The organism is Vreelandella titanicae, from assembly GCF_014697095.1.
GTDB lineage: Bacteria > Pseudomonadota > Gammaproteobacteria > Pseudomonadales > Halomonadaceae > Vreelandella > Vreelandella titanicae.
The window spans coordinates 2,560,278-2,574,294 of the sequence record NZ_CP059082.1 but is presented as its reverse complement, the minus strand read 5'-3'; the positions used below and the strand labels follow the sequence as shown (position 1 = coordinate 2,574,294).

Below are 14,017 nucleotides of genomic sequence, written 5' to 3'. Positions count from 1 at the left end.
TTGTATGAGCGCCTCTACTCTCGCCGCCCTGTTCAGCCCAACGTCCTTAGCGGTCATCCTCGCCTGCACGCTCTACGGCACTTTCATCGGCGCCATGCCGGGCCTAACCGCTACCATGGCGGTGGCCCTTCTGGTGCCCTTTACCTACTTCATGGATCCGTTGATCGCCATCAGCGCCATTGTCGCCACAACTACCACAGCGATTTTCGCTGGCGACGTACCCGGCACCTTGATGCGTATCCCCGGCACGCCCGCCTCCGCGGCCTACGTCGAGGACGCTTACCGCCTGTCACGCGCAGGACGCTCCCGCTCGACGCTGATGGTGTCATTGTTCGCCGCCTGCATTGGAGGCCTGGTTGGTGTCGCCCTTCTAGCGCTCATTGCCCCTCAGTTGGCCCGTGTCGCAGTGCAGTTTTCCAGCTTCGAAACCTTCTGGCTGGCCTGCCTAGGACTGAGTTGCGCGGTACTAACTAGTAACGGTAGCGTCGCCAAGAGCTTTTCCAGCCTCTTCCTCGGCCTATTTATCGCCACTATCGGCATCGATGTCGCCGTCGGCCATCCACGCTTCACCTTCGGCAATTACGAACTGTTCGATGGCATTAGCTTTATTCCCGCCATCATCGGCCTGTTTGCGCTCAGCGAGATTCTGCGCAGTGCACAGATAGGACATCGCGACCAACCTGCCAATGCAGTACAAGAGTCATTTTCCAAAGCGCTGCGTGAGGCAGCGCTCGTACTGCGCCGCTTCAAGCGCAACATCGCCCGCTCCAGCGTACTTGGCACCCTGATCGGCGCGCTGCCCGGCGCCGGGGCAGATATCGCCGCTTGGATCTGTTATGCGATTTCACGGCGCTTCTCGCGCCATCCCGAACGCTACGGTACGGGGTACATTGAGGGCGTAACCGATGGTGGCTCCGCCAACAATGCCGCTATCGGTGGCGCCTGGACGCCAGCATTGGTGTTCGGTATCCCCGGCGATAGCGTCACGGCTATTGCCATCGGCATCCTGCTACTCAACGGGATGTCACCTGGGCCGCAGATATTTACCGAGTCACCAGAACTGGTACATACCCTTTACGGCGCCTTCGCACTAAGCAATCTCGCGATGATCCCTGCTGGCCTGTTGGTGATCATGGCTTCCAGTCAGGTGGTACGTATCCCGCGTCGGGTCCTCATGCCCTGTGTACTACTGTTCTCGTTGGTGGGAGCTTACGCCATTACCAACTCGGTCATTGCCATCTGGACAGTATTGGCGCTGGGTGTCCTGGGTTACGCCATGGAGGCCAATGGCTTTCCACTGGCACCCGCCATACTGGGTATCGTTCTCGGCACAATCGTCGAGGAAAACTTCATGACATCGATGATGAAGGCCCAAGGCGACTTGCTGGCCTTCTTCGATCGCCCCTGGGCGGCGGCGCTAGGCACACTCACCCTGCTGCTCTGGGCGTTGCTGCTGACTCGCGGTATCTATGAGAGTGTTCAGCGTCGTCGCCATCCTAGCCCCTCTGCGGAAACGGAAACCTATCCATGAGCCATCGCAACCGTACCAAACTTGCCCTTAAGCAGGGTCGAGCCATTAGCGCCCTGTGGTTGGAAAGCGCCAGCCCCGAACTAGCCGAAATTGCCGTTTGGGCCGGTTGGAAAACCATTCTGATCGACAACGAGCACGGTGTCTCCAGCCTCGAGCATACCGCGCATCTAGTTCGCGCCATCGAAGCAGCAGGTGGTGAAGCGGTTTTACGCATTCCCGCCAACGACCCCACCTACCTGAAGAAGATCCTGGATATGGGGGTACGCTCGATCATGGTGCCGATGGTCAATAGCGCTGCACAGGCTCAAGCTATCGTCGATGCCTGCCGCTACCCTCCTCATGGACAGCGTGGCTATGCGGCTCCTATCGTACGCGCCTCAGGCTACGGCGCTTTCAGTGATTACGCCAGTCAAGCCAACGATGACCTGCTGTTGATCACCCAGATCGAGCATACTGAAGGGGCAGATAACGTCGAGGCGATCGCCGAGGTCGATGGCATAGACATGCTGTTCATCGGCCCCAACGACCTGGCGGGCTCAATGGGCTTGCTCGAACGTCTCGAGGCACCCGAGGTACGCAGTCTGATTGAGGATCTTGAGCGCCGCATCGCCAATAGCGGGCGCTGGATGGGCACCATCACCGGGCCCGGTCGCGATGTCACCACTCTGACCAATAGTGGCTACCGCTTCGTGGCCGGCCCCAACGACATCGCACTGCTCGCCAGCACCCTACGCCACGAGGCGGCACTATGGCGTGAACAATCCGCTGATTTCGGAGGATCCTGATTCGGATATGGTCCTTAGTGGCCGGGGCGTCACTGCCGCCGGCCTTCTGAAGACGCTAAGATAAAGTGATTAAGATAATGCTGAAAACAAATCGCTGCCGCACTCTATAGCGCTTCTTGTTGACACATCAATCTATCAACCTCTTCCGCCATTGGAATACTACTGGCAGCGCCGCGTTTTTGAACCGCCAGGGCAGCCGCCGCTGTTGCTCTTTGCAAACACTGTGAAGGCTTTAGGCCAGCTTGCCTAGCGGCAAGGAAGTAACCCACAAAGGTATCGCCTGCGGCCGTTGTATCGATGGCCTTTACCTTTAAAGCCGATTGAAAAAGAGTCTCACTGCTGCGCTGATACCAAGCCCCCTCGCTACCTAGGGTAAGAACCACCTCGACATCGCCAAGCGATTCTTTACAACGCCTTAGCAAATCTGCGGCGCTCGACTCTACCGGCATCTCTAATAAAGCGGCGGCCTCTGTACGGTTAAAAAAAAGCAGTTCACATTGGTCTAGAGGGAGTGATGATACCTTCGAGGTCATTGGTGCTGGGTTAAATATCACCTTGCAGCCGTGGCTCACTGCTAATGGAATAAGCTGATCAAGCCCGTTACATTCGTTCTGAATAAGTATTGTGTCGCCAGGAGCGGTGTGCGCAATAAGAGCCGTCATTTTCTCCTGCGTAAAACCATGATTGGCGCCAGAGAACAAAAGAATAGCGTTTTCACCCAGTGCGTCAATTTGAATAATGGCATGCCCACTTGGCTCTGAGGTCAATTCGACATCTTTCACACCAACACCCGCAGACTCAAGCTCACTGGTCACCCAGGCATCTATCGATGAAACTCGCCCCCAGTGACTCACCCTTCCTTTGGCACGCGCTATTGCCAGTGACTGATTGACGCCTTTTCCACCTAACCCAATATTATAATCACCGCTTTCCAAGGTTTCGCCAGGGCGGACAAAATAGGGTACACGGTAAGTATAATCGATATTGATGGAACCAAAATTAAAGATCATTGACACCCCCTCTTATTCAAAAAGCCAGCCAGCTTTAAAGCTGACTGGCCTCTAGGCAAGTTCCTCTAACACCTACTCTTCTAACGCTTACTCTTCTAAAACCTATTATTCCAACACAAAGGGGGAGGTATAGCTATCTACATTATCTTGAGTAATAAGGAAACAGTCATAAAGCTGTTTTTCACTATCCAACCCTGTTTCTCCGGTATTAATATAATGATCAGCAATTTTTACTGCATGTTCTGCAAATACGGCCACCGGCTGTAGAACGGTATAGGCCAGTTCACCCGAGCGAACCGCATCAACAGCATCTGGTGAACCGTCAAAACCACCTACTATTACATCGTCTAGCCGCCCCTCCTGTTTTAGAGCCACAATGGCACCTAAGGCCATTTCGTCGTTACCACTAATGACGCCTCGAATATCAGGATGAGAACGGAGCATGCTCTGCATTTTATTGCGCCCTTCCGTCCGATCCCAGTTAGCGATGTCAGACGCAGCAAGGCTAAGATCGGGGTATTGGCTAAGCACCGTCTCATAGCCATTGGATCTTGTCGCAGCATTATTATCAGAAGGGGGTCCCTTTAACTCTATATAGGATCCCTCGCCATCTAGTTGCATTGCCCACTGTTGCGCTCCTAACGCGGCTCCTTGCGCATTATTGGAAACCAGTTGCGCTTTGGCCAATCCCTGCTGGTTAATCTCAGCGTTAATAATAAATACCGGAATTCCCGCCTCGATTGCTCTTCGCACAGCGCCAATGGAACCGTCCGCATTAGCAGGGTCGAGAATGATTGCTTTAGCCCCATTGGTAATTGCCGTATCGACCTGATTGCTTTCAGTGTTGGTGTCACCCACATGGGAACTTACATTTGCATCATAGCCCAATTCTTCTGCTGTACGCTCAGCAATTGTTCCTTCCGTTTGCCAATAGGGGTTTGACATATCATTGACAATAATTGAGATCAGTCCCTTGTCCTGAGCAACTATAGAGCTACTAAAGAGCATCGAGACACTGGCGAGAGCTGTAAAAAGCACTTTTTTACTTTTTGGAAGCATGATTATTACCTCATAGTTATGATTGTTGGTCTTTGAATCGGTAGACCTGAGCAGGCCACACTTCTAAGCAATGCTACGTTAAGTAGCACTTGCTCTAGAACCTTCACGCTTACTTTCTGTCGTTTTCTCGGCTTGTTGAGAGGACTTGTGTTTAGCACTGTATTGGACATTATTTAACATGACAGCAAAGACAATCACGCTACCCGTGAAGACCATTTGCCAATAAGCAGACACACCGATGATGACCAGACCGTCGGCGAGAAAGCCAATTACAAATGCGCCCAATAAAGTATTTCGAACCGTGCCACGTCCCCCCATCAGTGAGGCGCCACCGATAACAACAGCAGCAATCGCTGTCAGCTCATAGGTAGTACCTGCCGTAGGCCCAGCAGAGGTCAACTGTGAGGCAAGCACAATCCCAGCCAGGGCTGCGCACACGCCGGAAATAATGTAGACGGAGAGCTTAACGCGATTGACGGGCACCCCTGATAGCTCTGCAGCACGCGCATTGCCACCGGTAGAGTAAATCCACCGGCCAAACGGCGTACGACTGAGCGCCAACATGCAAATAACCGCAGCACAAAAGAGAATCAAAACACCTACAGGTATACCGAATAGTTTATTAAACCCAAGCCATTCAAACCCAGTATTACCTAATGTAGGGTCACCACTTAAACTATTGAACGTTAACCCATCGGTTAGCAGCAGTGCGGCTCCACGCGCGACATACAACATGCCCAGTGTGGCCACGAAAGCAGGCACTTTGAAGTAGGCAACTAATACGCCATTGATAGCCCCCACGAGGCCGCCCAGTAAGCAGGTAAGGACCACGACGACCCACACTGAAGGAAAGAAAGCCAAATTAAACGCTTCAATCTCCACCCCTTCTAACAACATACCCGCGAACACTCCGCAAAGTGCCAACGTAGAGCCAACCGATAAATCGATACCGCCAGTCAGAATGACAAACAGCATGCCAATGCCTAGCAAGCCAAAAACAGCCACATGCGAAGACATGGTTAAAAAATTACCCGTTGAAAAATAAACAGGCGAGAGTATGGAAAAGACAATAATGATCACGATTAATGCAAAAAAAGCCCTACCTTCCAGCAAAATCTTGACGATATCGATACTGTCTTTTTCAACTTGTAACGCGTTATTGTTGTGATGAGACATAGTCATTACCTATCCGATTGAATAATCATGCAGCAACTGATTCGCCCGAAGCAGCCATAATTTCATCTTTCGTTACACCCGGTTTGAATTCAGCGGAGATCCGTCCTTTGCTCATCACCAGCACTCTGTGTGGAATACTCAAGCACTCGCTCACTTCAGATGTTGTAAAGACAACCGCCAACCCCCGCCGAGCCCCTTGGCTCAATAACTTGAACACTTCGGCCTTGGCACCCACGTCGATACCACGGCTTGGCTCATCAAGTATGATGACGTCTGGATGGGTAGCCAACATCTTACCGATCACCACTTTTTGCTGGTTACCGCCAGACAATGAACCAATGGAAGCCTCCCCGCCGTCTGTTTTAATGTGCACCTTATCGATAGCTGAATTAATCATTTCTGCCTCCAAGCTGGAAGAAGTAAGCCCCTTGCGAGTAAACGCATGAATACTGGCTAGCGACAGATTTCTACCGACTGACAGGGTGGGTACTAACCCATCACGCTGGCGATCCTCAGGCACTAACACCAACCCTCTCTCGATTCGCTGTGCAATGTTGTAATGGGATACGTCAGTTGAGTTGAGCAAGATATCTCCCTTGGACTGCCGGGTTCGCCCTGCCACACACTCCAATAACTCAGTTCTTCCAGCGCCCATTAGCCCATAAATGCAGACAATCTCGCCTGCGCGCACATCAAGAGAAAGATCCTCAACAACATAGCGACCTGCCACTTTATCGTCGCTTATGTAAAGGTTCTGAATAGAGAGCGCGGTGGAGCCCTGCTCATACCCTGTGGGCGGTGAGCCAAGGTCGAAACTCTCTCCTACCATATGCCTGACGATCCACTGCAGGTCGATATCACTACGTGGGGCATAAGCAGTCATGACCCCATCACGGAGAACAACGGCATGATCGGTAATCTGCAGCGCCTCCTCCAAATGGTGAGAAATATAAACAATCGACACACCCTTGTTTTTGAGATCCTGGACGACTTTGAATAACGTCTCGACTTCCGTGGCACTCAATGCGGAAGTCGGTTCATCCATAATCAAAATGCGAGAGTTCTTAGACAGCGCTCTCGCGATTTCAACGATTTGTTGCTGCCCCACCCGTAGATCTTCGACCAGGGTAAGAGGGTGGATCGGTTCATCCAGCTCCTCCATTAACAATTCAGCCTGACGTGCCTCTTCTTTATAGTCGACGCTGCCTCTTCCTTTAGTCAGCTCACGCCCCATAAAAATGTTGTCACGCACATTCAGGTTAGGGGCCAAGCTCAACTCCTGATGAATAATGGTAATCCCCAGCGCTTCAGCATCCGACGGTGAAGAAAAGCTGACGCTCTCTCCTTCCAATACAATCTCCCCAGCCGTCTGAGCAATGACACCAGACAAAATTTTCATCAGCGTAGATTTACCCGCTCCATTTTCGCCAAAGAGCGTTGTCACCTGTCCTCGATATATATCGAAGTTCACTTCTTTGAGGGCTTGCACGGCACCGAAACGCTTTTCGATATTGCGTGCAGAAAGAATCACCGGAGCCACTTCCACTGTTGATGTATCGATACTCATAGCCGCCCCTCACTCAATGATCGCTATACTCACCGGCGTAATTAGCCAGTTTTTGGGATTTATCATGGTAAAAGAGCCAACTACCTCTAACGTTTTTCCGGTTAACTCTTGTCCGGAAATATCCGCAAGCACTTGACGCTTCATTTCATCATTGAGCGCTGCGCCGACATCTTGGTACTCAATCTGATTGGTAAAGTCGCCAAATTGAATATTGCCGGTTGTATCTCTCAGCGTAGTGCCATTAATGGCTGGGCCTGTTTGCACACGAATGACGATATCTGAAGGCACATCGGCAACCTCTAGGGTGTAAACGCCCCCCCGGCTTTCTACAGCAACTCCGGATAAAGAGACCGGCACAATATGGCCAATGCCGGCAGCGACGCCGTATTTCTCACCTGCCGCTCCGGCATCCTGGAGAACCTCTGGCGCCAATACCGATGCATTTACAGCGTTATTCTCGACATACGCTTGGATCTCTGGAAATGTTTCCTGAGCAAATTGCTGTGGTGAAAACCCCACCGCGCTCTCAAGTTCAGTAAGACTAATGACTTTAGTATCAAGCGCCATGAGTGCAACCAGCGCTAAAGCAAAAGCAGCTGCCACATAGGCCCTGATACGCTTATCACCGGGCACCGAATTTAATGTCGCCGACATAATCACTCCGGTTATCATTGTAGTTATAAATAAGTTATAAATAAGTTATAAATAAGAAACTTCCACTACCTACTTCCCGCCAGGTATAAGCACAACCTTTAACGCGTTAGGGTCATTGCGCATTAGATCTAGCCCTTGATGAAATTCGGCTAACGGCAGCTTATGGGTCACCACATGGTCCGTTGGGAAATCACCATTACCAATGCCTTCAATGACAGGTGGGTAACAATAAGGGCCTAGATGCGCACCCAGTACATCCAGCTCTTTACGATCGCTAATAATGCTCCAGTCAACAGTCACTGGCTCTTTGAATACACTAAATTCGACAAAGCGACCCAATTTACGGATCATATAAAGACCTTGCTCTACCGACTGTACCGCACCGCTCGCCTCAATATAGATATCGCAACCATAGCCTTCCGTTATGCCTTTAACGTAGTCAATAACATCGACTTCAGCGGGATTCAGGACAATGTCAGCACCAAACTGTTTAGCAAGTTCTAAGCGCTTGTTATTGAGATCCAGTACGACCAGCTTGGAAGGCCCGGACTTTTTGATCGCACCGATCATTCCTAGCCCTAAGGTGCCTGCCCCGGAGAGGACAACCACATCTCCCAGTTCAATCTGCGCACGCTTAACGGCATGTAACGAACAAGCATAGGGTTCAATAAGAACCGCTTTCTCCATCGGAATCTCATCTGGCAACTTGTGATTAATGGCTTCTTTGGGAAAGACCATATATTCAGCCATACCGCCATTTACGTTGTGCTGAAATCCATACACATCGTGCTTTTCGCACATCCAGTACTGCCCACGGTTACAGAAACGGCACTCCCAGCAAGGCACGATTTGCTCGGAAATAACGCGATCACCGACCTCAAGGTTTTTAACGCCCTCTCCTAAAGCCATCACATGACCAATAAACTCATGGCCTGGAATCATCGGTGCTTTGATATAAGCGGGCTGGGTTTCGTCTCCCCAAAAGCTGGGGGCGCCTTCATAGGCTTTGAGATCGCCTGCGCAGATTCCGCACGCTTCAACCTTTATCAGGACTTCACCCTCTCCCACCTTCGGCACGCCCACCTCTTCAAGACGATAATCACCAGGCGCGTAGGCTACGACGGCTTGCATGGTCAGAGGCAGTTCGGTGTGATTGTTGTTATCGGCGTTATGCATTACTCACTCCTAATATATCTTGTATTGCTTGGCTAGCGGCGCACGCTTTACAAAAGATCTTGTTGTGTACATATGAATTAACTGCTTTAAGCATAGCTGAGTCAATCCATAATGGAATTTTCTAATCTTATACTTTAGACCAATAGCATAATTGGCTGTTTTTTATATTTAAATTTTAAAAATGGAAACTATTTATTATTACGGCCATGCGAAAGCATCACTTAAAGCCATGCTATATGTTCCAGCATCGTACAAATGTACAAGCACCCGCCAAATATCACTGACATCGGAGCGAGGGACAAGGGGGAAACCAAGCATGCCAAAGAGTGCCCACATGCCCAAGAAAAGCCAATAAATGCAACAGAGGAAGTTGGGCCGACCTAAGCGTAAGGTGCCGAGAAATCCTAGATTTTGAATACAAATCAAGCGCGCACTTACCCGGTAGTCGCTTCATCGAGACGCAGAATGGTGTGCGCGTTAGTGACACTAGTCGCCAAGGTATCGATAACCCCGGTACGCAGCGCCCCCAGTATCCCAACCGCTTTAGTATTTTCACTGGCGATAGCAATAACGTCTGGAATACGCGTGAGATCCTGTATATTAAGTCCCACCACACGCCCCTGCATCTGCGTTGCGGAAGGCTTCCCATGGATATCGATAAAGTCATAGCCCATCATATCGCCCACGGTTCCAGAGAGCCGTGCTTCTGCAATTTCCTGGGCCGAAAACCACCCCATACGCACCATATTACTGTCTTCACTTACGTCACCCACGCCAATCAAAGCGGTATCCGCACGGCGAGCCCGGTCTAGCGTCTGGCGCACGGTAGAGTTTTCATACAATGCATCCCTAAGTTCACCGCTCTGTACCAGCGCAGGGGCATAAAGCGTCTCACTATCACCTCCAAACCTACTCGCCAAACGTCGACAAATATGATCGGGATTCATATGCTCGCCTGCGCGCAGCGAGCCACCAATTGCGCACACAAATGAAACCTTCAACGACTCCGCCAGGAAAACGTTATCCGCCACGGCGGCCACGTTACGACCCATGCCAACGGCTACGATCTGGCCATCGGTCAAACTACGCGACAGATGGTCTGCCACTAGGCTAGCGACTGACGAGCGCTGCACATCCGGGTCGGCATTATCCAGAGCAATCAACGCTCGCTTCAGGCCAAAGCGCCGTTTGAGCTCCTGCTCAATCTCAACACTAACGGCGGGATGCAGGCGCACTCGGACATCGACAATTCCTTCTGCCTGGGCACGCTTGAGCAGCCGCCCTATTCGCACACGCGAATGCCCGAGCCTATTTGCGATCGCTTCCTGCGTCTCCCCCTGCACATAGTAGAGCGTTGAAATCTCTGTCATTAAGTCTATATCTGCAGCGTCTTGACCATTCATCCTCGGCATCCAGGGGTTATTGAAGGGCATGTATCATGTCAGCTTGCTTGACACTTTTTCAACACAGGAATCAGCGCCTGAATAATCAGCGCCAATGAAACAGAGCCGGCATCAGGCGTACCCACGCTTTTTTCAGCCAATGGGCGTGCGCGGCCAACACGGGGAATTAATTGCCTGGTAGCCTCAGCAGCCTCACTCGCTATGCGTGCAGCGGATTCCCAGCAAGCCAAAGCTCCCTGGCCTTTCTCAGCCTCCCACGACAGGGCATCGGCAAAAGGCACCAGCACGTCGACAAGCGTTTTATCGCCCAATTCAGCCTTACCAAATGCCATGACTTGCTGGCGAGCATTGACCACGCCAGCAGCAAGACGCTGTCCTGATAACGGCTTCTCATTACCAAGCGACTCCCCCATCGCTTTTAAGATAACCCGCCAGATAGCACCAGAGGTACCGCCCGCTTCGTCTGACCAGCGCTGCCCAGCCCACTGCAGCACTGTCTCCGCGCCCGCGCCGCCATCAAGAGCCTCTTTGGCCGCTTCAAGCGCAGCCCTGCTGCCCCGCTGCATACCAATACCGTGATCACCATCCCCAGCCACAGCATCAATCTGGCCCAGCATCTCGCAGTTTTCATTGACCGTATTTGCGAGCACTTCGAGCGATTCAACGACGCCGCACGCTAATTTTCGCGAGGCATCGCTAGCCTCGGGAATCTCATCTTGCGTCACCACCTCTACCTCGGCAGGATCCAGCGCCTGCGCTGGCGTCACGCTGCCTTTTCGATAGCCCGGCGCATCCGCAGCGGCGGTCCACAGCGGCTCCATGTCTTTATCAAGCCAGAACAACGTCAGCGAAACCCCGGCCATATCAAGACTGGTCACCAGCTCGCCCACATCAGGCTCCACAATGCTTAATCCAGCTTCCTGCAGCAACTCGTCAACCTTGCGATAAATAACGAACAGCTCTTCATACTTAATAGTACCCAGGCCATTGAGTATCGGTGCCACCCGAGCTCCTTGGAGTCTGATACCGTCAGGAACTTCTTCCAATAATCGGGCAACGAGGATTTCTGCCAAGCCATCTGCGGAAGGAATATCCGTCTCACTAATACCCGGCTCGCCGTGAATCCCCAGCCCTATGGCCATCCTGCCTTCGGGCACATGAAAGAGCGAATCGGCTGCACCCGGTAACGTGCATCCCTCAAACGCCACTCCAAAAGAGCGCGTGCAGCGATTTGCCTCTTTCGCCACTTGAACTACTTCTTCCAGTGATAATCCCTTTTCTGCTGCAGCGGCGGCGGCCTTGAAAACGGTTAGATCACCTGCGATGCCCCGGCGCTTATCAATCTCCGCCAAGGGTGCACTGGCGACATCATCAGTGACCAGCACGATTTCACAGGGAATACCGTCCGCAATCAAACGCTCGCGCGCCTCACCAAAATGCAGCACGTCCCCCGCATAATTCCCAAAAGAGAGCAGCACACCACCGCCGTTGTTGGCGGCTTTGGCGACGGAATAAACTTGCTGTGCAGAAGGCGAGCAAAACAGATTTCCCATGACCGCCCCATGGGCCAACCCTTGCCCTACCAACCCCGCAAAGGTGGGGTAATGGCCGCTACCACCACCAACCACGACCGCAACACTATCTGGCTGGCTGCGCGTACTGCGTACGACACCTCCCGGCACAGCCATCAGCTTATCGCGATGAGCAGCTACTAAACCTAAACGAGCTTCTTCAGGGAAATCATTTGGATCATTAAATAGGCGTGTCATTATTATATCCTCTGGAGTGAGGCCAAACTGCGTGATCACAGCTTGCATGCTGTTGTTATTAATCAGCGTCGACGAATATGAGCGATACCACGGTTACGGAGTATTCAATCGAGACTCATATTCGTCAATCTTTGCTATTTTTAATTCGGAATTTCCACCCGAAAAGTTGCTGCCCAAAAAGGTTGCCACTATTGATTTAGCCAACTCTGGCCCAATCACTCTGGATCCCAGCGTGACAATCTGTGCATTATTACTGGTGCGCGCCTTTGCTGCTGAGTAAGTATCGTGCGCCTGCGCAGCGCGGATACCGGGCACCTTATTGGCAGAAATAGCCACTCCGATTCCCGTGCCGCATACCAGTACTGCACGATCGAAGCGCCCCTCCTTAATCGCCGTAGCCACCTCAAAGGCAACATCGGGGTACAGCACCGGCTGGGCATTAAAAGTGCCAAAATCTTCAACCTCGTAGCCTAACTCTCGGATATAACCAATGAGAATCTCTTTCAAGTCGTAAGCGGCCTCATCACCGCCAATGGCGACTCTGAGAGAAGACGTCGCACTAGACATTCATGCTCTCCCTTTCTAGGAAATAGAAACGCGGACGACTAACAACGATGAAAACCACCACGCAGTTGCCAGCCGTCTACTGACGCTATTCAATCTATCACTAACCGAGCATTTGTAAACACACCGATCATAAGATCTAGTTGTATTTTTTTGGAGGATTCAGGATAAAAACCAAGAAACAATCAATAATATATTGATAATAAAAGAATTATATGGATATAAAGCATTATCTACCAAGCACTATACTTTGTTCAATGACCTTAAAATCGATTTCAGTGGCACGCTGATTTGACTAAATCGGTCTAAATGGACAATCATTTGAACACAGAATGTTCATTTTTAAGGAGAGTAGGCAATGTCGCTTCTGGATGGATTACGCGAACACTCACTGGTCGTGGCCGACACGGGCGACTTGGATGCCATAAAGCGCTATCAACCGCAGGACGCTACCACTAACCCCTCATTGATTCTCAAGGCCTTCGAACTGCCTCGTTATCAAGAGTTGATCGACAAGGTGCTTGCTGAATCATGTAGTGATGAGAGCGACCTGAGCCGAATAGTTGACCAACTTTCGGTTGCGATTGGCGGGCAAATTGCCAATGTGGTACCTGGACGAATATCGACAGAAGTGTCCGCACACCTCTCTTTTAATACCCAAGCCAGTATTCACAAGGCCTACGAACTGATTGAGCGCTACGAAAAAATGGGCATTAACCGCAGCCGTGTGCTGATCAAGCTCGCGTCTACCTGGGAAGGGATCCGTGCGGCTCAGCAATTAGAGCGTGAAGGCATCAACTGCAACTTAACGCTCTTGTTCAGCGATGCTCAGGCACAGGCCTGCTTTGATGCTGGGGTGTACCTGATATCGCCCTTCGTTGGCCGCGTTAGCGATTGGTATCAAAAGACAACAGGTGAACAGTTCACACCAGAAGAAGACCCTGGCGTGCTATTTGTAAAGGGGATTTGCGAGAGGGCTGCCGCTGGTCATTATGACACTGTCGTCATGGGGGCAAGTTTTCGTACCACCGATCAAGTATTAGCGTTGGCGGGCTGCCATCGCCTGACCATCTCTCCCGCACTGCTAGAACAGCTTGATAGCATGGAAGGAGAGGTGGCCTCAAAAATCCAGCAGAAAACCGTCACTCGTAAAGCATTCACACCGCTATCAGAAGCTGGCTTTCGTTGGCAGCATAACCAAGATGCAATGGCCAACGAGATGCTGGCTGACGGGATCCGACGCTTCGCCAGCGACCAACAAACATTAGAGTCGCTGATTGCTCAACGCTTGACTGCTCGCGCCTAACGACACGCTACTCAATA

The 14,017-nt window shown here is 51.4% G+C and carries 12 protein-coding genes; 3 read left to right on the top strand and 9 right to left on the bottom strand.

Going from position 1 to position 14,017, the window contains the following annotated elements; translation table 11 throughout:
• The first annotated feature begins 4 nt into the window (after positions 1–4).
• Both HZS52_RS11775 and HZS52_RS11770 read left to right on the top strand, forming a co-directional pair.
• Positions 5–1,531 carry a tripartite tricarboxylate transporter permease gene (locus HZS52_RS11775; RefSeq protein ID WP_190374813.1) on the top strand — a complete coding sequence of 509 codons (1,527 nt, stop codon included), beginning with the start codon at positions 5–7 and terminating at the stop codon, positions 1,529–1,531.
• Positions 1,528–2,316, top strand: coding sequence for an HpcH/HpaI aldolase family protein (locus HZS52_RS11770; protein ID WP_027959990.1), 789 nt, complete (start codon positions 1,528–1,530; stop codon positions 2,314–2,316). The genes HZS52_RS11775 and HZS52_RS11770 overlap by 4 nt, the downstream gene beginning before the upstream one ends.
• A gap of 104 nt (positions 2,317–2,420) precedes the next feature.
• Here the strand turns inward: HZS52_RS11770 and HZS52_RS11765 are convergent, their stop codons facing one another.
• From HZS52_RS11765 to HZS52_RS11725, 9 genes are all read right to left on the bottom strand, one after another.
• Complete coding sequence (locus HZS52_RS11765) at positions 2,421–3,326, bottom strand: ribokinase (protein ID WP_190374812.1); 906 nt, start codon at positions 3,324–3,326, stop codon at positions 2,421–2,423.
• Between the two features lie 105 nt (positions 3,327–3,431).
• On the bottom strand, positions 3,432–4,385 hold the full coding sequence (locus HZS52_RS11760) for a D-ribose ABC transporter substrate-binding protein (protein WP_009288677.1): 954 nt from the start codon (positions 4,383–4,385) through the stop codon (positions 3,432–3,434).
• 78 nt (positions 4,386–4,463) lie between these two features.
• Positions 4,464–5,561 carry an ABC transporter permease gene (locus HZS52_RS11755; RefSeq protein ID WP_223828120.1) on the bottom strand — a complete coding sequence of 366 codons (1,098 nt, stop codon included), beginning with the start codon at positions 5,559–5,561 and terminating at the stop codon, positions 4,464–4,466.
• A gap of 25 nt (positions 5,562–5,586) precedes the next feature.
• Positions 5,587–7,128: a sugar ABC transporter ATP-binding protein gene (locus HZS52_RS11750; protein ID WP_052475594.1), complete on the bottom strand. Its 1,542-nt coding sequence runs from the start codon at positions 7,126–7,128 to the stop codon at positions 5,587–5,589.
• A 9-nt stretch (positions 7,129–7,137) separates the two neighbouring features.
• Positions 7,138–7,782 carry a DUF2291 family protein gene (locus HZS52_RS11745; RefSeq protein WP_223828119.1) on the bottom strand — a complete coding sequence of 215 codons (645 nt, stop codon included), beginning with the start codon at positions 7,780–7,782 and terminating at the stop codon, positions 7,138–7,140.
• 69 nt (positions 7,783–7,851) lie between these two features.
• Complete coding sequence (locus HZS52_RS11740; RefSeq protein WP_159177150.1) at positions 7,852–8,958, bottom strand: MDR/zinc-dependent alcohol dehydrogenase-like family protein; 1,107 nt, start codon at positions 8,956–8,958, stop codon at positions 7,852–7,854.
• A gap of 434 nt (positions 8,959–9,392) precedes the next feature.
• Entirely contained in the window at positions 9,393–10,361 is a 969-nt protein-coding gene (locus HZS52_RS11735; RefSeq protein ID WP_022522469.1) for a sugar-binding transcriptional regulator, read from the bottom strand.
• Between the two features lie 38 nt (positions 10,362–10,399).
• Complete coding sequence (locus HZS52_RS11730; protein WP_159177151.1) at positions 10,400–12,130, bottom strand: dihydroxyacetone kinase family protein; 1,731 nt, start codon at positions 12,128–12,130, stop codon at positions 10,400–10,402.
• A gap of 93 nt (positions 12,131–12,223) precedes the next feature.
• Positions 12,224–12,697, bottom strand: coding sequence for an RpiB/LacA/LacB family sugar-phosphate isomerase (locus tag HZS52_RS11725; RefSeq protein ID WP_022522467.1), 474 nt, complete (start codon positions 12,695–12,697; stop codon positions 12,224–12,226).
• Between the two features lie 355 nt (positions 12,698–13,052).
• On the opposite strand from HZS52_RS11725, the gene tal reads away from it, so the two are divergent.
• Positions 13,053–14,000 carry a transaldolase gene (gene tal / locus HZS52_RS11720; protein WP_009288670.1) on the top strand — a complete coding sequence of 316 codons (948 nt, stop codon included), beginning with the start codon at positions 13,053–13,055 and terminating at the stop codon, positions 13,998–14,000.
• The last annotated feature ends 17 nt before the right edge of the window (positions 14,001–14,017 follow it).